The sequence below is a fragment of the Frigoribacterium sp. Leaf186 genome, from assembly GCF_001423905.1.
Taxonomy (GTDB): Bacteria; Actinomycetota; Actinomycetes; order Actinomycetales; family Microbacteriaceae; genus Frigoribacterium.
This window is the reverse complement of sequence record NZ_LMPQ01000001.1, coordinates 722,905-747,470: the sequence shown is the minus strand read 5'-3', so window position 1 is coordinate 747,470 and position 24,566 is coordinate 722,905. Positions and strand designations below refer to the sequence as shown.

The following is a 24,566-nucleotide window of genomic DNA, read 5'->3' as shown; positions in this document are numbered from 1 at the left end:
AGGGGAGGGGCGCTGTCGGGGGCGGGCACTAGCGTGGTGTCCGTGCCCGACTCACCCCTCGACGCGTCGCTGGCCGGGGCCCTCGGGGGCCGCACGGCCACCGCGCTGCAGAAGGCCTTCGGCCTGCGCACGGTCGGTGACCTGCTGACGCACTTCCCGCGGCGGTACGCCCGACGCGGAGAGCTCACGGCCCTCGATCAGCTGCCGCTCGGCGAGTCGGTCACGATCGTCGCGCAGGTGCTCGACGTGCGCGAGCGCACCATGCGGGCCCGCCGTGGCTCGATCCTCGAGGTGCGCATCGGCGACGGGCAGGGCATCCTCACGCTCACGTTCTTCAACCAGGCCTGGCGGGCGAAGGACCTCGTGCCGGGTGCCCGCGGCATCTTCGCGGGCAAGGTCGGCGACTACCGGGGGCTGCGCCAACTGGCCCACCCCGACTACGAGCTCTTCGACGCCTCGCACGAGGCCGTCGCCGGGGTCGGCGACCAGCAGGCCCAGAAGTGGGCGAAGCAACCGATCCCGATCTACCCGGCCAGCGCCTCCGTGGCCTCGTGGCAGGTGCAGAAGTCGGTCGAGGTGCTGCTCGACGGCCTGCCGCCGATCGACGACGCGGTGCCGGCGTCGGTGCGCGCCGAGCTCGACCTGATGCCGGTGTCCGAGGCCTACGAGCGCATCCACCGGCCCGAGACCGATCGCGACCACCTCACGGCCCGTGACACGCTGCGGTTCGACGAGGCCTTCGTGCTGCAGAGCGCGCTGCTGCAGCAGCGGGCCCTCGTGCGCCGCTCGGCGGCCACGCCACGTCGGGCCGCCCCCGACGGGTTGTTGTCCGGCTTCGACGCCGCCCTGCCCTTCGAGCGGACGGGCGACCAGCGGCTCGTGGGCGACGAGATCACCCGCGACCTCGAGGCCGAGGTGCCGATGAACCGCCTCGTCCAGGGCGAGGTCGGCTCGGGCAAGACCCTCGTCGCCCTGCGGGCCATGCTCGCCGTCGCCGAGAGCGGGGGCCAGTCGGCGCTGCTCGCCCCGACCGAGGTGCTCGCCGCGCAGCACCTGCGGTCCATCACGGCGACGCTCGGGCCCGACCTGGCCGCGCGACTGCGACCGACCCTGCTGACCGGCCAGATGACGGTCGCGCAACGCAAGAAGGCGTTGCTGTCGATCGTCAGCGGTCAGGCCCACATCGTGGTCGGCACCCACGCGCTGATCAGCGAGACCGTCGAGTTCTTCGACCTCGGGTTGGTCGTGGTCGACGAACAGCACCGCTTCGGCGTCGACCAACGCGAGGCCCTGCGCAAGAAGGGGGCGACGCCGCCGCACGTGCTCGTCCTCACCGCCACGCCGATCCCGCGGACGGTGGCGATGACGGTGTTCGGCGACCTCGACGTCTCGACGATCGCCGAGCTGCCGACGGGGCGCCAGGCCATCGAGTCGTTCGTCGTGCCGCTCGCCGACCACCCGACCTGGGGCGGTCGCATCTGGCAGCGTTCGGCCGAAGAGGTGGCGAAGGGGCGACAGGTGTTCGTGGTCTGCCCTGCGATCGACGCGGTGACGGCCGAACCGGGCGACCCGCCCGACGGCGACGTCGCGTCCGACGACGATGCGCCCGACGCCGATGCGGCCGAGGCGCCGGCGCCCGAGCGGGCCAGCGTCGAGGGGGTCATGGCACGGGTGCCCACGATCCCCGTGCTCCAGGGCCTGCGCATCGAACCGCTGCACGGCCGCATGTCGTCCGACGAGAAGGACGACGTCATGCGCCGGTTCGCCGCCGGTGACGTCGACGTGCTCGTCGCCACCACCGTGATCGAGGTCGGGGTCGACGTGCCGAACGCCTCGACCATGGTCGTGCTCGACGCGGACCGCTTCGGCGTCTCGCAGTTGCACCAGCTGCGGGGTCGCGTCGGGCGAGGGGGGCACCCGGGGCTCTGCCTGCTCGTCACCCACGCGGCGGCCGAGACCGTGGCACGTGAGCGCGTCGACGCGGTCGCGGCGACGCTCGACGGCTTCGAGCTCGCGCAAGTCGACCTCGAGCTCCGCCGCGAGGGCGACGTGCTCGGCAACCTGCAGTCGGGCGGGCGGTCCTCGCTGCGCCTGCTGCGGGTGGCGCGCGACGGCGACCTCATCGGCCTCGCCCGTGAGCACGCCGCCGACGTGCTCGAGGCCGACCCCCGCCTGGTCGACCATCCCGCGCTCGCCGCGGCCATCGCCCGGCGACTCGACGACCGGGGCCGCGAGGCCATGGGCAAGAACTGAGCCGGCAGACGATGCGTGACGTGTCCTCGACGGTGGGTCCGGCCTGGGTGTCCGTCCGGGGTCGGCGGGATACAGTGACCGGATGAGCAGGATCGCCGTCGTCCCGGGTTCGTTCGACCCCGTGACCCTCGGTCACGTCGACGTGATCGCCCGGGCCGCCAACATCTTCGACGAGGTCCACGTCCTCGTGGTGCACAACCCCGAGAAGAGCGCCCTGCTGCCGCTGGCGCAGCGGGTCTCGCTGCTCGGCGACTCCCTCAGGGCAGCGGGTCTGCCCGACACCGTCACGGTGCACAGCTGGAGCGTCGGGTTGCTCGTCGACTACTGCACCGAGGTCGGCGCGAGCGTGCTGGTCAAGGGCATCCGCTCCCAGGTCGACGTCGCGTACGAGACCCCGATGGCGATCATGAACCGCAGCCTGGCCGGCGTCGAGACCGTGTTCCTCCTGCCCGACCCCGCCCACGCGCACGTCTCGAGCTCGCTGGTCCGCCAGGTCGCGTCGCTCGGCGGCGACGTCTCGCCCTACGTGCCCGAGGCCGTCGCCGCGTACCTCAGCACCACCTGACCCCGACCCACCCGACCGAGGACGACGCGATGACCACGACCAACGACCCGACCGTCGACCCCGCCGTCCGAGCTGCCGGGGCCGGGCCCGAGATGTCGCTCGACGAGGTCCAGCAGCGGGCCCGGGGCATCCTCGAGGCCGTCGCCACCGTCATCGACGGCAAGGACGGCGCCATCTCGACCGCGCTGACCGTGCTGCTGGCCGAAGGGCACCTCCTGATCGAGGACGTCCCCGGCGTCGGCAAGACCCAGCTCGCCCGCGCCCTGGCCAAGGCGGTCGACGCCACGGTCACGCGCATCCAGTTCACCCCCGACCTCCTGCCGAGCGACATCACGGGCGTCTCGGTCTACGACCGGCAGAGCGGCGGGTTCGAGTTCAAGCCCGGCCCCGTCTTCGCGAACGTGGTCATCGGTGACGAGATCAACCGGGCCTCGCCCAAGACGCAGTCGGCCCTGCTCGAGAGCCTCGAGGAGCGCCAGGTCACCGTCGACGGCATCACCCACCCGCTGCCCTCACCGTTCCTCGTCGTGGCGACGCAGAACCCGGTCGAGATGGAGGGCACCTACAACCTGCCCGAAGCGCAGCGCGACCGCTTCATGGCCCGCATCTCGCTCGGCTACCCGGACGCCCGCAGCGAGCTGCGCATGCTGCAGCAGCGCGAGCGCGTCAGCCCGCTCGACGTCCTGCGCCCGCTCGTCTCCCTCGACGAGCTCACCCGCATGATCGCGGCGGTGCGCACCGTCTACACGGCGCAGGCCGTCGAGGAGTACGCCGTCCGCATCGTCCAGGCGACCCGGGTGCACCCCGACGTCCGTCTCGGGGCGAGCCCCCGGGCGACGCTGCAGCTGATGCGGGCCGCCAAGTCGTGGGCCGCGCTGAACGGCCGTGGCTACGTCGTCCCCGACGACGTCGACGCCCTCAGCGGTCCCGTCCTCGGGCACCGCGTGATCCTCGCCGGTCGGGCGGGTGCCGGAGCCGTCTCGGCCGCGTACGACCTCGTCGCCGAGGTCGTCGAACGGACCGCCGTGCCGCTCGGCGACCCGGCCGACGCGCGCTGACCGTGAAGCGGGGTGGGGTCCCCAGGCCGACCGGCCGGGGCGTCGGCGTGCTCGCCGGCGGCGTGCTCGTCGTGCTCGTGGGCTGGCTGCTCCAGGCGCCGGCGCTCGTCTTCGCCGGCACGACGCTCGTCGTGCTGACCGTTGCCGTCACCGTGTCGTTGCTGTTCCGCATGGTCGACGTCCGGGTCGCCCGTCGCTTCTCGCCCGACCGTGGCGTGGCCGGCTGGTCCGCCGTCGAGACGGTGTCGGTGCTGCCCCGCGGCAGCCGGACCTCCGGCACGGTGCGGGTCCGCGAGCAGCTGCCCTTCGGGCGCCTTGCCGACTCCGAGGCCGCAGCCGTCCTGCTCGTGCCGGGGCGCGCCTCCTCGGCGGTCTTCCGCCACCACGACCTGCCGCGCGGACGCCACCGCATCGGGCCGCTGCACGTCGACCTGGTCGAGTCGTACGGCGTCGCCCGACGACGCGTCGTCGCCGACGGTGCGGCCGAGTTCGTCGTCGTGCCCGAGGTGGTCGAGGTCGGCCTCGGTCGCGAGTCGCGGGCGCTGGGCGACGGCTCGCGGCGACAGCGGGAGCACAGCCTGGCCGGTGGCGACGACGACCCCGTCACCCGGGAGTACCGCCGGGGCGACCCGATGCGACGCGTCCACTGGAAGGCGACGGCCCGCCACGGCGAACTGATGGTCCGGCAGGAGGAGCAGCACGGCCTGCCGAGCGCCCGGGTGGTGATCGCGGTCGCGGCCGAGGGATGGTCGGACGCCCGGCCGACGGTGCCGCCCTCGAGCGGCTTCCGGTCGACGGCCGCGGCGCCGACGATCCCGCTCGTCAGCGACGCCTTCGAATGGGCGGTGTCGTTCGCCGCGACGGTGGCGGTCGAGGTCGGGCACGCCGGGTCGCTCACCGTCCTCGCCACGCCCGACGGGTCGCTCGTCGCCCGGCACGACCCCGACTCGACGACGGTCTTCCTCGACGACCTCGCCGACCTCCGCCTCGACGACGAGCTCGGTGCGCCCGCGCCCGCTCCGTCGCCCCGCGAACCCGTGGTCGCCGTCGTGTCGGGCCTCAGGCGGTTCGAGCTCGACCTGCTCGTCGCCTCGCGGGCCGTCGGGTCGTCGGCCGTGGCCGTCGTGGTGACGCCCGCCCTGCCGCTCGGCACCGGCCTCACCTCGCGCCCGGCCCGGGCGACGGACGGCGCCGACCGCGCGGCCGGTCCCGTGTTGACCCCGGACGAGGTGGCCGGGGCACTCGTCGACGCCGGGTGGCGGGTCGTGGAGGCCGACTCGAGCGACGACGTCGGACGACTGATCGCCCGTGCAGGAGTGCTCGATGACTGACCCGTCGCCTCGCGTGGGGTTCTTCGGAGCGGTGCCGGGAGCCACGGCCCGGTGGCAGACCTCGGTGCTGCTCTGGCTCGTCCTCGTCCTCTCGCTGGCCAGCCTGCACCCGGTGTTCGTCGGGGTCGGCTGGTGGGTGGCCGGCGCCGTCGTCGCCGGCGTCGTGCTCGGCGCCTCACTGGTCCTCCGTGCCCTGGGCACGGCGTCGTGGGTGGGCGTCGTCGTCGGAGCCGTCGCCGGGGCCCTCGTCACGACGGCCTTCGCCTCGGGGGGCACGGCCCTGCTGGGCGTCGTCCCGACCGGAGCGACCTTCGCGCGCCTCCCCGAGCTCTCGGCGCAGGCAAACGCCGCCATCGTCGACGGGTCGGCACCGGTCGAGGTCAACGACGGGCTGCTCGTCACGGTCGCCCTCTCGGTGCTCGTCGTCGCCGTCGTCACCGACCTGCTGTCGAGCGTCGGGCAGCTGACCGTGATGACCGGGCTCTTCCCGGCGCTCGTGCTGGCCGTGCCGACCTTCGTGCCGAACGTCGCCACGAGCTGGCCCTGGGTCGTGGCGACGGTGCTGGCCTACCTGGTGCTGCTCATGGTGTCGACCGGCCGTCGGCCGTCGCGGGCGGGTCTCGTCGGCGCCGCGGCGTCGGTGGCCGTCGCGGGCCTGCTGACGGCCGTCGTCCCGCTGTCGGGCGTGGCGCCGCTGACCGGGTCGGGCACCGGCACGGGCCTCGCCACCGGGGTGAACCCGATCATCGACCTCGGTGACGACCTGCGCCGCGGGGCGCCGGTGACCGTCCTCTCGTACCGCACCGACGACGCGCAGGGCCAGTACCTGAAGCTCGTCGACCTCGTCGACTTCTCTGGCCGGACCTGGAGCCCCGCCGACGTGCAGCTCGACCCCCTGAACACCCTCGACGCCCTGCCCGACGCGCCCGGCATCGACCCGGGCACCGCGCGACGGGACGTCGTCACCGACGTGACCGTCGGCGCCCTCCGCAGCCCCTACCTGCCGGTTCCCGTCCCGCCCACGAGCATCGAGGGACTCGACGACCAGTGGCGGTTCGTCGACGAGAGCGGCGTCACGGTGCGCAGCGACTCCGAGGGCACCCAGGGGCTCGAGTACGAGGTGACGAGCCGCCCGGTCGACCCGAGCCCTGAACAGGTCGTCGCCTCGCTCGACGACGCGGGGCCCGACATGACGGCCTACCTCTCGGTCGACGAGGTGCCGCAGAGCGTCATCGACCTCGCGGCCCAGGTGACCACCGGGGCCGCCAACCCGTTCGACGCCGCCGTCGAGCTGCAGGACTACTTCCGCGACGGCGACTTCACGTACTCGGAAGACACGCCCGTCGACCGCGGCTACGACGGCAGCGGCCTCGACGCGATCGAGACCTTCCTGCAGGTGAAGAGCGGCTACTGCGTGCACTTCGCCTCGGCCATGGCGGTCATGGCCCGCACGCTCGGCATCCCGTCGCGCGTGGCCGTCGGCTTCTTGCCGGGCAACCTCCAGGGCGTCGGTGACGACGCGGCGTTCCAGGTCAGCAGCGACGACCTCCACACCTGGCCCGAGCTGTACTTCGCCGGCCTCGGCTGGGTGCCGTTCGAGCCGACCGTCGGGCTCGGCGCCCCCCAGCAGTACCTGCAGCAGACCGGCGTCGAACCGAGCGACGTCCCCTCGGACGACGCCAGCACGGCTCCCGAGGCCAGCACGGGGCCCTCGGCGACGACTGCTCCGACGACGGCGGCCCCGGGCGCGAGCGCCACCCCGACGTCGGGGGCGTCCGGCGCGGGCACGGGGGTCGGCCCGGTTCCGTCGATCGCCCTGTCGCTGCTCGCCGCCCTGCTGCTCGCTGGCCTGGTCGTGCCCTCCGGCCTGCGGGCCGGTCGTCGGCGCCGCCGGTTGTCCGCCGCCCCGCCCGACCTCGCGCTCCACGCCTGGCACGAGGTCGTCGACACGGCCCGCGACCTCGGCGTGCCCGTGACGTCGGGTCTCACGCCGCCGGCCGTCGCCGACCTCCTGCTCGCGCGGCTCGGGGCCGACGGCGCCGCCCCGGCGTCGACGCCCGTCCGCACGTCGAGGGTTCGAGGGGCCAGGGTCCAGGAGGCGCGGGTCGCGACGTCCGCGCTGCTCGACGCCCTGCAGGCGGAGCGCTTCGGTGCCCAGCCCGCGGCCGGCCGGGTGCAGGCGGACGCGCGTCGCGTGATCGACGGGCTCCGCGCCTCCTCGTCCCCCGGCCAGCGCGTCGCGGCGACGATCGCACCGCGATCGCTCGTCGGCGGCACGGAGGCGACGTCCGGTTCGACGGCGTAAACTCCCTCCTCGTGCCTCATTTCACCCAGACCCCCTACACCGTCCCGGTGTTCGACCTCGTGCACCGTCCGGGCGAGATGCGCGAGCACGAGCTCGACGTCGTCGTGCCCGAGAAGCTCGGCGAGGGGCAGATCTCGGTGCCGAAGGGCGCCGAGATCGCGATCGACGTCAAGCTCGAGGGGCTGCACGACGGCATCCTGGTGTCCGCCCACGTGTCGGGCACGGCGGTCGGCGAGTGCAGCCGGTGCCTGCGCGACATCTCCGAGCCCGTCGAAGTCGATTTCGCCGAGGTTTTCGCGTACGATGTCGACGAAGCTTTTGACTATCAAGTTCAAGACGATCACGTGGATCTTGAACCCGTGGTCAGAGACGCAGTGGTTCTGTCACTGCCCTTCCAGCCGGTCTGTCGGCCGGATTGTCCGGGCCTCGACCCCGAAACGGGCGAGCGTGTGGACGACATCCCCGACTACCAACCCCGCGAGATCGCCGACCCCCGTTGGTCGGCCCTGGCAGGGTTCCAGGCTGAATCGGCACCCGCCGACGGCACGTCACAGGGCACCGGTCACGACGACCAGCGCCCGGCCGACGAGCAGCACTGAACACCACCGCGTCACCCACCATCGTCAGACCCAGGCACCCGTGAGGGTGCCGACAGAGAGAAGAGAAACCCATGGCCGTCCCGAAGCGCAAGCAGTCACGCTCCAACACGCACGCTCGTCGTTCGCAGTGGAAGGCCACGCCGGTCCAGCTCGTCAAGACGATCGAGAACGGCAAGGTCACCTACAGCCTCCCGCACCGTGCCAAGGTCGTCGAAGACAGCGCCGGCACCGCCCTGTACATGGAGTACAAGGGCCGCAAGGTCGCCGACGTCTGATCACCGACGTGAACCCGTCCACCCTCGCGGTGAGCGCATGAGTCAGCCCGAGTCGAGCCCTGGTGCCGACCGGGCTGTTCTCTTGTCCCGGCTGCAGATCGAGTTGAGCGACGACCTGATCGACCAGGCGCTCACCCACCGGTCGTACTCGTACGAGCACGGCGGCGTCGGCAACAACGAACGCCTCGAGTTCCTCGGCGACTCGATCCTCGGGCAGGCCGTCACGGTCATGCTCTTCACCGAGAACCCCGACCTCGACGAGGGTGACCTCGCCAAGCGTCGGGCGAGTCTCGTGAGCACCGTGGCGTTGGCCGAGGTCGCCCGCATCGTCGGGCTCGGCCCGCACCTGCGGCTGGGCCGCGGCGAAGAACTGACGGGTGGGCGCGACAAGCACTCGATCCTCGCCGACACCGTCGAGGCGATCATCGGTGCGACCTACCTCGAGGCCGGGGGCGAGGCCGCGACCGCGCTGGTGCTCCGGCTCGTCGCACCGCTGCTCGTCGACCCCGACCGCTTCGGCGCCGCGATGGACCCGAAGACGAGCCTGCAAGAGCTCGCCGCCGCCCTCGGGCGTGGCATGCCGTCGTACTCGGTGACCGACAGCGGCCCCGACCACGACAAGCGGTTCCACGCCGTCGTCGCCCTGGGTGACGAACAGGGTGTCGCCGAGGGGTCGGGCAGCAGCAAGAAGCAGGCCGAGATGGCCGCGGCCCTCGAGGCCTGGACGACCCTGAACGCCTCGGCCGCCGGGGTCGCGGCCGCACGTCGCGCCGCCGCGTCGTCCGACTGACCGTGCCCGAGCTGCCCGAGGTCGAGGTCGTCCGCGCGGGGTTGCACCCCGTCGTGGCCGGTGCCGTGGTGACGGCGGTCGACGTCCTCGACCAGCGCTCGCTCAAGCGGCACCGCGGCCCGAGCGACGACTTCGTCGACCGCCTCGTCGGCGGCACGATCGACTCGGCCGTCCGCCGGGGCAAGTTCCTCTGGTTCCCGTTCGAGCCGGCCGAGCCGCACGAGCAGCCGCTGGCGCTCGTGGCGCACCTGGGCATGAGCGGGCAGGTGCTGCTGCGCAGCCGTGACGCCGAGCCCGACCGCCTCATGCGCATCCGCCTCGACGTCGAGAGCCCCTCCCTCGGGGCGGTCCGGCTGGCCTTCGTCGACCAGCGCATCTTCGGCTCGATGGCGCTCGACGAGACGGTGCCCACCCTCGACGGGCGAGCGGCGGGGTTCGCCGGCCCGCGCCTCCTGGGTTCCGAGGCCGAGGCCGTGGCCGAGGCCGTGGCCGAGGCCGACGGCGAGGCCGGACGCCCTGCCCCGCCGGCACCCGCCCTCGCCGGCACCGACGACGACCCCGCCGCCTGGGTGCGCCGCGTCCCGCAGCAGGTCTCGCACATCGCCCGCGACCCGCTCGACCCGGCCTTCGACGAGCCGCGGGTCATCACCCGGTTGCTGGCCCGTCGCACCGGCGTCAAGCGCGCCCTGCTCGACCAGGGCCTGCTCAGCGGGGTCGGCAACATCTACGCGGACGAGAGCCTCTGGGCCGCGCGCGTCCACCCCGAGCAGCCGACCGAGTCGCTCTCGAGGGCGCGGGCCCGCATGCTGCTCGCCGAGGTGCGGGTCGTCCTGCTCAAGGCCCTCGGCGAGGGGGGCACGAGCTTCGACGCGCAGTACGTCAACGTGAACGGCCAGTCGGGCTACTTCAGCCACAGCCTGGCCGCCTACGGGCAGCAGGGGCGACCGTGTCCGCGCTGTGGCACCCCGATCGTGCGCGAGGCCTTCATGAACCGCTCGAGCCACTTCTGCCCGCGCTGCCAGAAGGTCCGCACGCGCTGACCCCGGGCGCCCTCGGTGCCGCCCGCCTCCCCGGTCGGCGGGCCCCCCGCCCGTATCCTTGAGCGCGGGTCACCACCGACACGATCCCCGAGGAGGCGCGGCGCATGCACCTGAAGAGCCTCACGCTCAAGGGCTTCAAGTCGTTCGCCTCGGCGACCACGTTCGCGTTCGAGCCGGGCGTCACCTGCGTGGTCGGTCCCAACGGCTCGGGCAAGAGCAACGTGGTCGACGCCCTCGCCTGGGTGATGGGCGAGCAGGGGGCGAAGAACCTGCGCGGCGGCAAGATGGAGGACGTCATCTTCGCCGGCACCTCGACGCGCGGCCCCCTCGGTCGGGCGCAGGTCGTCCTCACGATCGACAACTCCGACGGAGCCCTGCCGATCGACTACGCCGAGGTGACGATCAGCCGCACCCTCTTCCGCAACGGGGGCAGCGAGTACGCCATCAACGGCGAGGGCTGCCGCCTGCTCGACGTGCAAGAGCTGCTGAGCGACTCCGGCCTCGGCCGCGAGATGCACGTCATCGTCGGGCAGGGCCAACTCGACGCGGTGCTGCACGCCACCCCCGAAGACCGCCGAGGGTTCGTCGAGGAGGCTGCGGGCATCCTCAAGCACCGACGCCGCAAAGAGAAGACGCTCCGCAAGCTCGACGCGATGCAGACCAACCTCACCCGCCTGAGCGACCTCGCGGGCGAGATCCGTCGCCAGCTCAAGCCCCTGGGGCGTCAGGCCGAGATCGCCCGCGAGGCGCAGACCATCGCCGCGGTGGTCCGCGACGCCCGGGCCCGCCTGGTGGCCGACGAGGTCGTCGGCCTGCGCGAGTCGCTGACGGCCTCCTCGAGCACCGAGTCCGAGCGCAAGACCGAACGCATCGCCTTGCAAGGGCAGATCGACCAGAACAAGCAGCGAGAGCACCGACTCGAGCAGGCGATGGTCGGCGACGCCGTCGACGACGCCCGCCGGGTCGCCTTCGGGCTCGAGTCGGTCCACGAACGCCTCCGCAGCCTGGCGAGCCTCGCGCAGCAGCGACTGCAGCTGCTCGCCCAGCAGGCGGACCAGCCCGCCGTGGCGACGACCGTCAGCTCGGGCATGGTCGCCGACGCGCGTGACGAGGCCGATCGCCTGCGCGGCGACGTCGCGCACGCCGAGTCGGCCGTCGGTGCGGCCGGGGCCGAGCTGGCGACGGCCCGTGCGGCGCTCGACGCGCTCGACGTCGAGATCCAGGCCCAGGCCGTGCTCGTCTCGCAGCACGACCTCGACGCGACGCGACTGCGCGGGGCGCTCGAGACCGCGCGCTCGGGGCTCGCGGCCGTGCGCGGAGAGCAGCTGCGGCAACGTGCCGCGCTCGAGGCGGCCGAGGCGCGTCGTGACGCCGGGCGCGCCGAGTACGCCGAGCTCGAGGGGCGATCGCCGCGCGTCGACGGCGACGGGGTCGACCACGCCGCCGTCCAGGCCGAGGCCGAGACCCGGGTGACGTCTCTCTCGGCGAGCGTCGACGAGCTGCGCGACCGCCTCCACGTCGCCGAACGCGAGCGCGACGCCCTCGCGGCCCGCCGCAGTGCGCTCTCGCTCGCCCTCGACCAGAACGACGCCACGGCCGCGCTCGTCGCCGCGCGCCGACCCGGCATCCGGGGCCTGGTGGCCGAGCACGTCCAGGTGCGTCCGGGCTACGAGGCCGCGGTCGCCGCGGCGCTCGGCAGCGTGGTCGACTCGGTGCTGGCCGACGACCTCGAGGCCGCGGCCGACGCCGTCGCGCACGCCACCGAGGCCGAGCTCGGCCGGGTCGAGGTCGTCGTGGCCGAGCCCGTGCGGCCCCTGTCGACGCTCGACGTCGACCTCCCGACCGGAGCCGTCGCCGCCACGGCCGTCGTCACCGCGCCTCCCGGGGTGCTCGGCCTGCTGGCCGCCACCGTCGTGGCCGACGACCTCGCGGTCGCCCGCTCGGCCTGGCAGGCACTCGCGGGCCACCCCGTGCCGGTCACCGTCATCACGCGGGCCGGCGAGGTGCTGACCGACTACGTGCTGCGCGGCGGGTCGGGCGCCGGACGCTCGCGTCTCGAGCTCGTCGCCGAGCGCGACGCGGCCGCCGACCGGTTGACCGGGGTCGCCACCGAGATCGAGCGGCTCGCCCCTGAGCTCGCCGAGGTCCGTGAGCGGCTGGCCGCCACGCGCGCCCGGGCGAAGGAGGCCGCGGCGGCCGCCCGCGACGAGGAGGCGCGGGTCACCGCCCACGGGCAGCAGCTCGGCCGCCTCCGTGCCCGGGTCGAGGCTGCCGAGGCCGAGGTCGAGCGTCTCTCGACCGCGCTCGACGCGTCGTCCGAGGCCGTGGACGCCGCGAGCCGGGCCGTCGACGCCGCCGGGGCCGCCCACGACGAGCACGCCGCCCGTCCGCGCCCGCTGCTCGACGCCTCGGCGCGGGACGGCCTGCTGGCCGAGGTCGAGGCGGCGCGGGCCGTCGAGACCGAGCGCCGCATCGCCCTCGAGACCGTCCGCGAACGCGTCCGGGCCGAGATCGCCCGGGCCGAGGCCCTGCAGCGCCAGCTCGACGAGCAACGGGCCGCCGCCGAGCTGCAGGCCCGCCGGACGGTCGTGCGGCAGCGCCAGACGGCCGCCACCTCGGCGGTGCTCGAGGCGCTGCCGCCGACCCTCGACGCGGTCGCGCGGTCGGTGGCCGAGGCCCGCGCCGTGCTGACCGAGGCCGAGGCGGCCCGGGCCGAGCAGAACGCCGAGCTGCAGGCGCTGCGGCGAGCCGAGCGTGAGCTGCGCGACCGGCTCGGCACGGTGACCGAGAGCGTGCACGGCCTCGAGATGGAGATCTACGAGAAGAAGCTGCACCTGTCCGGGCTGCTCGAGCGCGCCGGCTCCGAGCTCGGCCTCGACGAGGACGTCCTCGTGGCCGAGTACGGCCCGCACGTGCTCGTCCCCGGCGACGACGACGTCGTGGCGCGTCCGTCCGTCGACGACGAGGTCGACCTGCTCGACGTCGAGGCCGCGGGCGACGCGGACGCGGGCGACGCGGACGCGAGCGACGCGGACGCGGGCGCAGCGGGTGGGGCCGCCGACCGTGCGCGAGGGGCGGCGGACGACCTCGACGACGCGACCCCGGCCGGGGCGGTCGCCGCGCCTCCTCGGGGCGTGCCCTTCGACCGGCCGGCCCAGCAGCGACGCCTGGCCGTCGCCGAGAAGAAGCTCGCGCAGCTCGGCCGGGTCAACCCGCTCGCCCTCGAGGAGTTCGCGGCGCTCGAACAGCGACACCTGTTCTTGACCGAGCAGTTGTCCGACCTGACGGGCACCCGAAAGGACCTGCTGACGATCATCGACGAGATCGACGACAAGATGCAGACCGTCTTCGCCAGCGCCTTCGCCGACACGCAGGCCGCGTTCGACCGGGTGTTCCCGGTGCTCTTCCCCGGGGGCAGCGGCTCGTTGCACCTGACCGACCCCGACGACCTGCTCGCGACCGGCATCGAGGTGACCGTGAGGCCGGCCGGCAAGAAGATCGAGCGGCTCTCGCTGCTGTCGGGCGGAGAACGGTCGCTGGCCGCCGTCGCGCTGCTCATCGCGATCTTCAAGGCCCGGCCGAGCCCGTTCTACATCATGGACGAGGTCGAGGCGGCACTCGACGACGCCAACCTCGGTCGCCTGCTGACGATCTTCCAGGACCTCCGCGAGTCCAGCCAGCTCATCGTCATCACGCACCAGAAGCGCACCATGGAGATCGCCGACGCCCTCTACGGCGTCTCGATGCGCCAGGACGGGGTCAGCGCCGTCGTCGGCCAACGCGTCGTCGCCGAGCGCGGCACCGCCGCCCCCGCCCCGGCCCCCGCCCCGGCCTGACCGGCCCTGCCGGCGCCCCCGGCACAGACGCAGGAGGCGCGACCTGCGTGGCCGCGCCTCCTCGGTTCTCGACGTGCCCCGGCAGGGCACCGTGGTGTCAGTCGATCGGCGTGTCGACGACCCCGCCGTTGATGCTCAGCACGTGCCAGGCGGTGCCGTCCCACTCGACCGTGTTCGCAGCGGCGTTCTCGATGTGCGGCACCTCGCGGCCGAGGATCTCGGCCAGGGTGAAGCGGATGATCGTGCCGTGGCAGACGACGACGATGTGGGCGTCGTCGCCGTCGAGCGGCAGACGCGTGTCGCGGATCATCTCGAGTGCGCCGATGCCGCGCGCGGCGACCGACCCACGGGGCTCGATGTCGGGGTAGTCGGCGTTCGGCTCGTCGGGGATCGGCGACTCGGGGGTGCGGCCCTCGTGCGAGGCGTAGTCGCGCTCGATCAGCTCGGCGTAGGCGTCGCCCAGTTCGATGCCGAGCTCGCCGGCGATGATCTCGGCGGTCTCGCGGGCCCGCCCGAGCGGTGACGAGACGATGGCGCTCCACTCGACGCCGGCCAAGAGGCGGGCCGCCTCGAGGGCCTGGCCGCGTCCCGTGTCGTTCAGGGGGACGTCCGACGAGCCCTGCAGCTTGTCGGCGGCGTTCCAGTCGGTCTGGCCGTGGCGGATGAGTTCGAGGCGCATCGAGGTGTTCCGTTCCGTGGTGCGGTCGCGGTCGTGCCGCGGGGGAGTGGCGGTGTCGGGTCGGGTCGGGGAAGGGCGGACGGGCGGCCCCGGGTGGGGCCGCCCGTCGGGTGATCAGTGGTCGTCGGGGTCGGAGGTCGCCGTGACGCCGGCCTTCGCACGCGCGTCCCGGCGGGTCTTGGCGAGGCTGGCGACGGTCGCGACGGCGATCGTCAGCACGATGAAGCCGAGCGAGAACCAGATCGGGATCTCGGGGATCCAGGTGATCGGCTCGCCGCCGTTGATGAACGGCACCTCGTTGACGTGCAGGGCGTGGAACAGCAGCTTGACGCCGATGAAGGCGAGGATGACCGCGAGGCCCTGCGCGAGGTAGACGAGGCGCTCGAGCAGGCCCGAGATCAAGAAGTAGAGCTGGCGCAGTCCGAGCAGCGAGAACGCATTGGCCGTGAAGACGATGTACGCCTCTTGCGTGAGGCCGAAGATCGCCGGGATCGAGTCGAGGGCGAACAGCACGTCGGTCAGGCCGATGGCGACCATGACCAGGAAGAGCGGGGTGAAGAGGCGCTTGCCGTCGACCTTGGTGGTCAGCTTCTGGCCGTCGTAGTCCTTCGAGGTCGGGATGACGCGGCGCAGGGCGCGGATCAGCTTGCTGTCGGCCTCGTCCTTCTCGTCGTCGTTGTGGCCGCCCTTGACCTGGCTGTAGGCGAGCCAGAAGAGCAGGATGCCGAACAGGTAGAAGACCCACGAGAAGTTCTCGATGATGACGACGCCCGCGGCGATGAAGAGACCACGCGACAGCAGGGCGATCGCGATGCCGACCAGCAACACCTTCTGCTGGTAGATGCGGGGCACCGCGAAGCTGGTCATGATGATCAGGAAGACGAACAGGTTGTCGACCGAGAGGGCCTTCTCGGTGATGTAGCCGGCGAAGTACTCACCGCCGAAGGTCCAGTTCGAGAAGACGCCGACGCCGACTCCGAACAGGATGGCGATGCCGATGTAGACGCACGACCAGATCGCCGACTCACGGATCGTCGGCTCGTGCGGGGTGCGCACGTGGCTGAAGAAGTCGAAGAACAGCAGGCCGATGATGCCGGCGATGGTGATCGCCCAGGTCAGGAAATGGACGTCCATGTGTGTACCTCCAGTACGCAGCGGGTACCGAAGGTCTCCTCCACTCGCGTCGCGTCCTGATCAGGACGGCTGCGAACCGGTGCACCGGGTCGAGATCGGTCTCTTCCGTATTGACGACGCCACCGCGTGGGAGTACTCCCCTTCAACCCGGCGAGCTTACAGCCTCTGCACGTCCGCGGTCTCGCCCGGGGCCGAATATGCTGGCGCGCATGGCTTCTCCCTGGTCCCTCTCCGGTGCCCTCCGTGGCATGTTCGCCAAGAAGACGATCGACGAGACGACGTGGGACGACCTCGAGGCGGCCCTGATCGGCGCCGACTTCGGCCCCGACGTGACCGAGCAGATCATCGACGACCTGCAGGCGAAGGTGCAGCGCTACTCGACCACCGACCCGGCCGACCTGAAGCGCATGCTGCGCGAGACGCTCGAAGAGCGGCTGTCCAAGCTCGACTCGACCCTCAAACTCAGCGCCCGCCCCGCCGTCGTCTTGATGGTCGGCGTCAACGGCGTCGGCAAGACGACGACGATCGGCAAGTTCGCGAAGTTCTTGCGCAACTACGACCGCTCGGTGGTCGTCGGGGCGGCCGACACCTTCCGCGCCGCGGCGGTCGAGCAGGTCGCGACCTGGGCCGACCGTGCCGGGGCCCGCATCGTCCGACCGCAGCAGCAGGGGCAGGACCCCGCGTCGGTGGCGTTCCAGACGGTCGAGCTCGCCATGCGCGAGGGCATCGAGATCGTCCTGATCGACACCGCCGGTCGCCTGCAGACCAAGTCGGGGCTGATGGACGAGCTCGGCAAGATCAAGCGCGTCGTCGAGAAGCAGACCGAGATCGCCGAGGTGTTGCTCGTGCTCGACGCGACCACCGGCCAGAACGGCCTGGCCCAGGCACAGGCCTTCATCGAGCACGCCGGGGTCACGGGCCTGGTGCTGACGAAGCTCGACGGTTCGGCCCGCGGCGGGTTCGTCCTCGCCGTGCAAGAGCAGACCGGCATCCCGATCAAGCTCGTCGGCCAGGGCGAGGGCATCGGCGACCTCACCGGCTTCACGCCGCACGTGTTCGTCCAGAACCTGATCGCCTAGACGCGGTCGACGCCGTCGACGCGGTCGACCGAAGCGCAGGAGGCGCGGGTCACGCGACCCGCGCCTCCTGCGTCGTCCTCGGCGCGGCTCACACGGCCTGGCGTCCGGCCCCCGCCTCGAGCAGGTGCCGCAGTGCGTCGGGCACGACCCCGCCGCGCGCCTCGGTCGCTCGCGCCCACAGTCGGCCCGCGCGGTACGACGACCGGACGAGCGGCCCGGCCAGCACGCCGCTGAAGCCCATGTCCTCGGCGATCTCGCGGAAGTCGACGAACTCGTCGGGGTGCACCCACCGGGCGACCGGCAGGTGCCGGGGGCTGGGGCGCAGGTACTGGGTCAGCGTGATGATGTCGGTGTGCGCCTCCCGCAGGCGTTCGAGGGCGTCGATCACCTCGTCGCGCTCTTCTCCCATGCCGAGGATGAGGTTCGACTTCGTCACGAGGCCGGCGTCGTGCCCCTGCGTGATGACGTCGAGCGACCGCTCGAAGGTGAAGGCGGGGCGGATGCGCTTGAAGATGCGGGGCACGGTCTCGACGTTGTGGGCGAACACCTCGGGTCGGGCGTCGAACACCTGCCCGAGCCGCTCGGGGAGACCGTTGAAATCGGGCACGAGGATCTCGACGCCGGTGCCCGGGTTGAGTTCGTGGATGCGACGGATGGTCTCGGCGTACAGCCACGCGCCTCCGTCGTCGAGGTCGTCGCGGGCGACGCCCGTGACCGTCGCGTAGCGCAGCCCCATCTCGCGCACCGACTCCGCGACCGAGAGCGGCTCGCGGCGGTCGAGGGGGCTCGGCCGGCCGGTGTCGATCTGGCAGAAGTCGCAGCGTCGGGTGCACTGCGAGCCGCCGATCAAGAAGGTGGCCTCGCGGTCCTCCCAGCACTCGAAGATGTTCGGGCAGCCGGCCTCCTGGCAGACGGTGTGCAGCTTCTTGTCGACCACGAGCTCGGTCAGGGCGCGGTACTCGGGGCCCTGCCTGGCGGTGGTCTTGATCCAGGCCGGCTTCTTCTCGATCGGGGTCTCGGCGTTGCGGGCCTCGACGCGCAGCAGGCGTCGGCCCTCGGGTGCGGTCGTCGTCATCGGTGGGCTCCCACGGGGTCGGGTCGGGCCGGCACGCAGCCGACGGTCTCGAGGCTGGTCAGGTAGGCGGTCAGGGTGGTCTCGAGGGCGTCCGCGACGTCGGTGACGGCCACGCGCCTCCCGGAGGCGCGGGTCAGGCTGGTCACGCCGGCGTCCGCGATGCCGCAGGGCACGATCTGGTCGTAGGCCGCCAGGTCGGCGTCGCAGTTCAGCGCGACGCCGTGCATCGTGACCCCCTCGGCGACCCGGACGCCGACCGCCGCGACCTTCTCGTCGGCGAGCGGCCCCCGCACCCAGGCGCCGCTGCGCCCGGCGACGCGCACGGCCGGCACGCCGACGCCGGCGCAGACCTCGATCAGGCAGGCCTCGAGCGCCCGCACGTGCGCCACGACGTCGAGCGGCTCGGGCAGGCGCACGATCGGGTAGGCCACAAGCTGGCCGGGGCCGTGCCAGGTGATGCGTCCGCCCCGGTCTACCGGGACGACGGGGGAGCCGTCACGAGGCAGGTCGGTCGGCTGCGTCCGCGTCCCCGCCGTGTAGACGGACGGGTGCTGGCAGAGGACGAGGGCCGAGTCGAGCCGCCCGGCGACGACGTCGGCGTGCAGTTCGCGCTGCAGGCGCCAGCCCTCGTCGTAGTCCAGCGGCGGGCCCGTGACGCCCAGGCGTCGCGTCGTGGTCATGCGCCGAGGGTAACCGCATTGATGCACTCGGTACAACAAAGACGGGCCGAGGAGGCGCGGCTCCGACGCGCAGGACGCCGACGGTCGGTTAAGATGGGCGCACCATGGCCACTTTTGGAACCCTCTCCGACCGCCTCGCGGAAACGTTCAAGAACCTCCGCAACAAGGGCAAGCTGAGCCCCGCCGACGTCGACGGCACCGTGCGCGAGATCCGCCGCGCCCTGCTCGACGCCGACGTCGCGTTCGACGTCGTCAAGGCGTTCACGAACACGGTGCGCGACCGCGCCCTCGGCGACGAGGTCAGCAAGGCGCTGAACCCCGCGCAGCAGGTCGTCCAGATCGTCAACGAAGAACTGGTGCAGATCCTCGGCGGTCAGCAGCGTCGGCTCGAGTTCGCGAAGAACCCGCCGACCGTCATCATGCTCGCGGGCCTCCAGGGTGCCGGCAAGACGACCCTCGCCGGCAAGCTGGCCAAGTGGCTCGTGAAAGACGGCCACACACCGATGCTGGTCGCGGCCGACCTCCAGCGCCCGAACGCCGTCACGCAGCTGCAGGTCGTGGGCGAGCAGGCCGGTGCGCACGTCTTCGCGCCCGAGCCCGGCAACGGCGTCGGCGACCCGGTCAAGGTCGCCAAGCAGGCCATCAAGTACGCCCGCGACAAGCAGTACGACACGGTCATCGTCGACACGGCCGGTCGCCTCGGCGTCGACGCCGAGCTCATGAAGCAGGCCGCGAACATCCGCAAGGCGGTCGACCCCGACGAGGTGCTGTTCGTCATCGACGCGATGATCGGCCAAGACGCTGTCGCGACCGCCAAGGCCTTCCAAGACGGAGTCGACTTCACCGGCGTCGTGCTCTCGAAGCTCGACGGCGACGCCCGCGGTGGTGCGGCGCTCAGCGTCGCGTCGGTCACCGGTCGGCCCATCATGTTCGCGTCGACGGGCGAGTCGCTCGACGACTTCGAGCCGTTCCACCCCGACCGCATGGCGAGCCGCATCCTCGACCTCGGTGACATCCTCTCGCTCATCGAGCAGGCCCAGCAGGCCTTCGACGAAGAAGAGGCGATGGCGGTCGCGCAGAAGATCGCGACCGACTCGTTCACGCTCGACGACTTCCTCACGCAGATGCAGCAGCTGCGCAAGATGGGCTCGATCAAGGGCATGCTCGGCATGCTGCCGGGCGCCAAGGGCATGCGCGAGCAGCTCGACAACTTCGACGAGCGCGAGATCGTCCGCACCGAGGCGATCATCCAGTCGATGACCCGCCAAGAGCGCACCACGCCGAAGCTGCTCAACGGCTCGCGCCGCCTGCGCATCGCCCGAGGCTCCGGCATGACCGTCACCGACGTCAACCAGCTCGTCCAGCGCTTCGAGCAGGCCTCGAAGATGATGAAGACCGTCGCCAAGGGCGGCGTGCCGCAGGTGCCCGGCATGGGGCCGATCCCCGGTGCCTCGTACGCCGGCAAGAAGGCGCAGCCCAAGAAGAAGGGCTCGAAGGCCGGCAACCCGGCCAAGCGCGCGGCACAGAACGCGGCCCTCGCCACGGGCGCCAAGCCGGCGTCGTCGGCCCCCGGCGGTTCCGGCTTCGGGCTGGGCGGCGGCGCGGGTGCCGCCGGCGGTGGGGCACCCTCACCCGAAGAACTCGCGTCGCTGCAGAAGATGCTCGGGCGCGGCTGACCCGACCCGCGCCTCCTGACGTCCGACGACGCCCGCCCCGCACGACGCGGAGCGGGCGTCGTCACTCGGCGGCCGAGAGCCCCTCGTCGAACTCGCGGACCAGTGACGCGACCACCGGGCGCAGGTCGCCGCCGTGCGCGGCGGCCACGGCGAGCTGTCGCTGGTAGCTCGCCCCGCGGTCGGTGATGGTGGCGAGCGAGTGCAGCTCGTCGAGGCAGCCGAGGCGCTCGGCCGCCGGCTCGAGGGTCGTGACGAGCTCGCGCAGGTCGTCGGTCACGAGCCGCTCGTCACCGGCCGCGTTCTGGATGACGATGGCGTCCATGCCGTACCGCGCGGCCCGCCACTTGTTCTCGCGGACGAACCACGGCTGCATGGTCGGCAGCGTCTCGCCGCGGTCGAGGCGCTCGGACATGTCGTCGACCAGGCACTGCACCAGGGCCGTCACGGCGGCGAGCTCTTCCGTGGTGGCGATGCCGTCGAAGACGCGCGTCTCGAGGGTCCCCCACTTCGGCGACGGGCGGAGGTCCCAGCGCAGTTCGCTGTGGTCGTCGATGACGCCGGTGTGGGTCAGGTCGGCGACCATGGCCTCGTACTCGGCCCAGGCGTCGAACTGCGGCGGCAGGCCCGCGGTCGGCAGTTGCTGGAACATCAGGGCGCGGTTCGAGGCGTACCCGGTCTCCTCGCCCACCCAGAACGGGCTCGAGGCGGTCAGCGCCTGGAAGTGCGGCAGGTAGGTCAGCATGCCGTTCAGCACGGGCAGCACCTTGGCGCGGTCGTCGATGCCGACGTGGACGTGCACGCCCCAGATCATCATCTGCCGACCCCACCAGCGGGTGCGGTCGATCAACGTCGCGTAGCGTTCCTTGTCGGGCGTCACCTCTTGGTCGGCGTAGCGGCTGTAGGGGTGGGTGCCGGCGCACATCAGGTCGGCGCCGAGCACCGAGGCCGGCCCGCGGACCTGGTCGATGGTGCCCCTGAGGTCGTCGACGGCGTCGGACACGCGGTGGTGCACGCCCGTCACGACCTCGACCGTGTTGGTGAGCAGTTCGGTCGTCAGCCGCTCCGGACCGCCGTCGTTCACGTGGGCGAGGTCGGCCAGGATCGCCGGGGCATGGGGGGCGAGCTCGCCCGTCTCGTGGTCGACGAGGGCGAGCTCCCACTCGACGCCGAGGGTCGACCGCTCTGAGGTCGTGAAATCGATGCGCATCCGCGTGGCCTTCCCGTGGGCGTCAGGGCTGGTCCATCCTGCCAGTCGGGTGCGCGCCCGGGCCGTCGCCGTCGCCCGTCGACGACCGTGGCGGCGCCCGGCGACCCCCCGGAGGCGCGGTGCCGGACACGACGGGACGCAATTCGTGCAGATGGCCGTTCGTCTGCAACAATGTGAGGTCGAGTCTTCTGTCGTCCGACCCTCTAATCAGACGACGTTCGACTCCCATCAGAGCTTTCGAGCCGAGTGTGCCCCCACGCTCACGGCTGGCAACTCGCCCACATCACATCACACAGGAGAATTGTGGCTGTCAAGATCCGTCTCAAGCGCATGGGCAAGATCCGCGCCCCGTACTACCGCATCGTCGTCGCCGACTCGCGCACCAAGCGCGACGGTCGCGTCATCGAAGAGATCGGCAAGTACCACCCCACCGAAGAGCCCTCGTTCATCGAGGTCGAGTCCGAGCGTGCGCAGTACTGGCTGAGCGTCGGCGCGCAGCCGACCGAGCAGGTCGCCGCGCTGCTGAAGCTCACGGGTGACTGGGGCAAGTTCAAGGGCGACGCCGACGCCGTCAGCACCGTCAAGACCAAGGCTCCGAAGGACGCCTTCGTCGCCGACGAGAAGAAGAAGCCGGTCCTCGTGCCCAAGACCGAGAAGCCCGCGGCCAAGGCCGAGGCTCCTGCCGAGTCCAGCGACGACGCCGAGACCACCGAGGCGTAGTCGGTGCTCGCACCTGCACTCGAACACCTCGTCCGGGGGATCGTCGATCACCCGGACGAGGTGCAGGTCGTGGAGAAGAACTCCCCTCGGGGCGACGTCCTCGAGGTGCACGTCCACGCCGACGACCTCGGTCGCGTGATCGGTCGGGCCGGTCGCACGGCGAAGGCCTTCCGCACCCTGGTCACCGCCCTGGCCGACGGCAAGCGCGTCCGGGTCGACGTCGTCGACGGCGACCTCTAGAACCGTGCCGTCCGACCGCAAGACCGAACTCCGGGTGGGGCGACTCACCAAGGCCCACGGCCTCAAGGGTGCCCTCAAGCTCGAACTCTTCACCGACACCCCCGAGCAGCGCTTCGTGCCGGGTGCGGTGTTCCGGTTGCAGGTGCCCGCCGACAGCGCCTGGCACGACAAGACCCTCACCCTGACCGAGCTGCGCTGGTACAACAGCCACCCGGTGGGGTTCTTCGAGGGAGTCGACGACCGCACGGGCGCCGAGTCGCTCGTCAAGGCGATCCTCTGGGTCGACCAGGACGCCGACGAACTGCCGCAAGAAGACGACGCCTGGTACGACCACCAGCTGGTCGGCCTCCGCGTCGAGCGTGACGGCGTCGTCGTCGGCACGGTCGCCCGCGTCGACCACCTCCCTGCGCAAGACCTGCTCGCCGTCGACACCGCGTCCGGCGAGGTCCTCGTCCCGTTCGTCCAGGCCATCGTGCCGAAGGTCGACATCGACGCCGGCGTGGTCGTGGTGACCCCGCCGCAGGGTCTGTTCGAAGAACTGGCCGACGACTCCGACGAGCCGGGCGAGCCGGACGCGCCGGACGCGCCGGACGAGTCCGACAGGGGCTCCGACGGGCCGGTCGAGTCCGACGGCGACTCCGCCACCGACGACGAGCACTGACGCGTGCGCATCGACATCGTGTCGATCTTCCCCGAGTTCTTCGGGGTGCTCGACATCTCGCTGCTCGGCAAGGCGCGCCAGCAGAAGCTGCTCGACGTCGAGGTGCACGACCTGCGCGACTTCACGCACGACCGGCACCGCACCGTGGACGACACGCCCTACGGTGGCGGTGCCGGCATGGTGATGCGCCCCGAGCCCTGGGGTGAAGCGCTCGACCACGTCTTCGGCGAGACCTCGACCCCCGACGACACGATCATGATCGTCCCGTCGCCGGCCGGCACGCCGTTCACGCAGGCCACGGCCCGCGAGCTGGCGTTCGCCCCCCACCTGGTCTTCACCTGCGGCCGGTACGAGGGCATCGACCAGCGGGTCGTCGAGCACGCCGCCACGCGCGCGACCGTCCGCGAGATCAGCCTGGGCGACTACGTGCTGAACGGCGGCGAGGTCGCGGTGACGGCGATGATCGAGGCGATCGGCCGCCTCGTCCCCGGCGTCGTCGGCAACCCCGAGAGCCTCACCGAAGAGAGCCACGAAGACGGGCTCCTCGAGTACCCGAGCTACACCAAGCCGGCGTCCTGGCGGGGCCTCGACGTGCCTCCCGTGCTGTTGAGCGGCAACCACGCCGCCATCGCGGCCTGGCGTCGAGAGCAGCAGCTCGAGCGCACGCGTCGCGTGCGTCCCGACCTGCTCGACTGAACGACCCGTCCGCCCGGCTCGACCATCGCGGTCCGGTCGTGCAGCCGTTCTCCATGATCGTTTCGTAGCCTCGACCGCATGACGATGCGCCGGGTCTACTACCGCCTCCTCTGGGTCGCCGTGTTCGCGTTGCCGCTCTGGGTGCTGCTGGGCCGGGCCTTCTTCGGCGTGCCCCTGGGGTTGCAGTTCGTGGGGCAGCTGCTGCTCGTGCCCCTGCTGTTCGTGGGCCAGGCGATCGCCACGGGCGTCGTCGTGGGGCGTCGCAGCGTCCGCCGGACGAAGGCGGTCTCGTGGGCCGACGTCGGTCTGCTCTCGCTCTCGTGGCTCGGTCAGCTCGGCCTCGGCTTCTTCATCGTCGACAGTTCGGCCGAGTCGCCCTCGTCGTCGGCGTTCACGCAGGTCGCCGGCGGGGTCTCGGCGCTCGACCTCTCGACCGCCCTGTTCGCCCTGTGCGCCGTCGTGGCGATCGCCGCTGGCGTCGGCCTCTTCGCCGCGGGGCTCTGGCAGTTCGCGAAGGAGGCGCGGGCCCGCATGGCGACGTCGCTGGCCGACCTCGAGAGGGCCGCGTCGGGCACCGGGGCCGCCGCCGGGCGTCGGTCCGGCCTCGGCGACGACGACCCCGTCATCACCATCACGCCGCGAAGCTGACACGGGTGCCCGTGCTGTG

General features: G+C 72.2%; 22 protein-coding genes. 17 read left to right on the top strand and 5 right to left on the bottom strand.

The features are described 5' to 3' along the window. The first annotated feature begins 42 nt into the window (after nt 1–42). The 10 genes from ASG05_RS03435 to ASG05_RS03390 all read left to right on the top strand — a co-directional run bounded on the left by ASG05_RS03435 (nt 43) and on the right by ASG05_RS03390 (nt 14,052). A complete protein-coding gene (locus ASG05_RS03435) occupies nt 43–2,253 on the top strand; it encodes an ATP-dependent DNA helicase RecG (RefSeq protein ID WP_056258369.1) in 2,211 nt (736 codons plus the stop codon). 82 nt (nt 2,254–2,335) lie between these two features. Then, a complete protein-coding gene (gene coaD, locus ASG05_RS03430; protein ID WP_056257317.1) occupies nt 2,336–2,818 on the top strand; it encodes a pantetheine-phosphate adenylyltransferase in 483 nt (160 codons plus the stop codon). A 29-nt stretch (nt 2,819–2,847) separates the two neighbouring features. Then, nucleotides 2,848–3,876 (top strand): MoxR family ATPase, encoded by a 1,029-nt coding sequence (locus ASG05_RS03425; protein ID WP_082486301.1) that lies wholly within the window; start codon nt 2,848–2,850, stop codon nt 3,874–3,876. Nucleotides 3,877–3,878: 2 nt separating this feature from the next. Then, a complete protein-coding gene (locus ASG05_RS03420) occupies nt 3,879–5,207 on the top strand; it encodes a DUF58 domain-containing protein (RefSeq protein ID WP_056257315.1) in 1,329 nt (442 codons plus the stop codon). Further along, nucleotides 5,200–7,512, top strand: a complete 2,313-nt coding sequence (locus ASG05_RS03415; RefSeq protein WP_157490032.1) for a transglutaminaseTgpA domain-containing protein — start codon at nt 5,200–5,202, stop codon at nt 7,510–7,512. Before ASG05_RS03420 ends, ASG05_RS03415 begins: the two co-directional genes overlap by 8 nt. A gap of 77 nt (nt 7,513–7,589) precedes the next feature. Beyond that, a complete protein-coding gene (locus tag ASG05_RS03410) occupies nt 7,590–8,111 on the top strand; it encodes a DUF177 domain-containing protein (RefSeq protein WP_082486437.1) in 522 nt (173 codons plus the stop codon). A 71-nt stretch (nt 8,112–8,182) separates the two neighbouring features. Then, entirely contained in the window at nt 8,183–8,386 is a 204-nt protein-coding gene (gene rpmF, locus ASG05_RS03405) for a 50S ribosomal protein L32 (RefSeq protein ID WP_043593937.1), read from the top strand. A gap of 37 nt (nt 8,387–8,423) precedes the next feature. Continuing rightward, the gene (rnc, locus tag ASG05_RS03400) at nt 8,424–9,176 is read left to right on the top strand and encodes a ribonuclease III (protein WP_056257310.1); all 753 of its coding nucleotides are present in this window, start codon (nt 8,424–8,426) and stop codon (nt 9,174–9,176) included. Nucleotides 9,177–9,178: 2 nt separating this feature from the next. Next, entirely contained in the window at nt 9,179–10,216 is a 1,038-nt protein-coding gene (locus tag ASG05_RS03395; protein WP_056257308.1) for a DNA-formamidopyrimidine glycosylase family protein, read from the top strand. Between the two features lie 104 nt (nt 10,217–10,320). Continuing rightward, nucleotides 10,321–14,052 carry a chromosome segregation SMC family protein gene (locus ASG05_RS03390; protein WP_056257305.1) on the top strand — a complete coding sequence of 1,244 codons (3,732 nt, stop codon included), beginning with the start codon at nt 10,321–10,323 and terminating at the stop codon, nt 14,050–14,052. A gap of 97 nt (nt 14,053–14,149) precedes the next feature. Here ASG05_RS03390 and ASG05_RS03385 read toward each other — a convergent pair whose 3' ends face one another. Further along, nucleotides 14,150–14,731, bottom strand: coding sequence for a histidine phosphatase family protein (locus ASG05_RS03385; protein WP_056257303.1), 582 nt, complete (start codon nt 14,729–14,731; stop codon nt 14,150–14,152). 114 nt (nt 14,732–14,845) lie between these two features. Beyond that, nucleotides 14,846–15,865 carry a TerC family protein gene (locus ASG05_RS03380; protein WP_056257299.1) on the bottom strand — a complete coding sequence of 340 codons (1,020 nt, stop codon included), beginning with the start codon at nt 15,863–15,865 and terminating at the stop codon, nt 14,846–14,848. 197 nt (nt 15,866–16,062) lie between these two features. Between ASG05_RS03380 and ftsY the strand changes: the two genes are divergently transcribed. Next, complete coding sequence (gene ftsY / locus ASG05_RS03375; protein WP_369794381.1) at nt 16,063–16,944, top strand: signaling recognition particle receptor family protein; 882 nt, start codon at nt 16,063–16,065, stop codon at nt 16,942–16,944. 88 nt (nt 16,945–17,032) lie between these two features. On the opposite strand, the gene lipA is transcribed toward ftsY, so the two are convergent. Both lipA and lipB read right to left on the bottom strand, forming a co-directional pair. Continuing rightward, nucleotides 17,033–18,019: a lipoyl synthase gene (lipA, locus tag ASG05_RS03370; RefSeq protein ID WP_056257298.1), complete on the bottom strand. Its 987-nt coding sequence runs from the start codon at nt 18,017–18,019 to the stop codon at nt 17,033–17,035. After that, nucleotides 18,016–18,699, bottom strand: coding sequence for a lipoyl(octanoyl) transferase LipB (gene lipB / locus ASG05_RS03365; protein WP_056257295.1), 684 nt, complete (start codon nt 18,697–18,699; stop codon nt 18,016–18,018). The genes lipA and lipB overlap by 4 nt, the downstream gene beginning before the upstream one ends. 104 nt (nt 18,700–18,803) lie before the next feature. On the opposite strand from lipB, the gene ffh reads away from it, so the two are divergent. Then, nucleotides 18,804–20,375, top strand: coding sequence for a signal recognition particle protein (gene ffh, locus ASG05_RS03360; RefSeq protein WP_056257293.1), 1,572 nt, complete (start codon nt 18,804–18,806; stop codon nt 20,373–20,375). 61 nt (nt 20,376–20,436) lie between these two features. Here the strand turns inward: ffh and ASG05_RS03355 are convergent, their stop codons facing one another. Continuing rightward, on the bottom strand, nt 20,437–21,582 hold the full coding sequence (locus ASG05_RS03355; protein ID WP_056257290.1) for a glutamate--cysteine ligase: 1,146 nt from the start codon (nt 21,580–21,582) through the stop codon (nt 20,437–20,439). A 303-nt stretch (nt 21,583–21,885) separates the two neighbouring features. On the opposite strand from ASG05_RS03355, the gene rpsP reads away from it, so the two are divergent. The 5 genes from rpsP (at nt 21,886) to ASG05_RS03330 (ending at nt 24,547) form a co-directional block, all read left to right on the top strand. Beyond that, complete coding sequence (gene rpsP, locus ASG05_RS03350) at nt 21,886–22,302, top strand: 30S ribosomal protein S16 (RefSeq protein WP_056257287.1); 417 nt, start codon at nt 21,886–21,888, stop codon at nt 22,300–22,302. Nucleotides 22,303–22,305: 3 nt separating this feature from the next. After that, nucleotides 22,306–22,542: an RNA-binding protein gene (locus tag ASG05_RS03345; RefSeq protein WP_056257285.1), complete on the top strand. Its 237-nt coding sequence runs from the start codon at nt 22,306–22,308 to the stop codon at nt 22,540–22,542. Between the two features lie 4 nt (nt 22,543–22,546). Continuing rightward, on the top strand, nt 22,547–23,203 hold the full coding sequence (rimM, locus tag ASG05_RS03340; protein WP_056257283.1) for a ribosome maturation factor RimM: 657 nt from the start codon (nt 22,547–22,549) through the stop codon (nt 23,201–23,203). 3 nt (nt 23,204–23,206) lie between these two features. Then, nucleotides 23,207–23,899 carry a tRNA (guanosine(37)-N1)-methyltransferase TrmD gene (gene trmD, locus ASG05_RS03335; RefSeq protein WP_056257278.1) on the top strand — a complete coding sequence of 231 codons (693 nt, stop codon included), beginning with the start codon at nt 23,207–23,209 and terminating at the stop codon, nt 23,897–23,899. 78 nt (nt 23,900–23,977) lie between these two features. Then, the gene (locus ASG05_RS03330) at nt 23,978–24,547 is read left to right on the top strand and encodes a hypothetical protein (RefSeq protein WP_056257275.1); all 570 of its coding nucleotides are present in this window, start codon (nt 23,978–23,980) and stop codon (nt 24,545–24,547) included. The last annotated feature ends 19 nt before the right edge of the window (nt 24,548–24,566 follow it).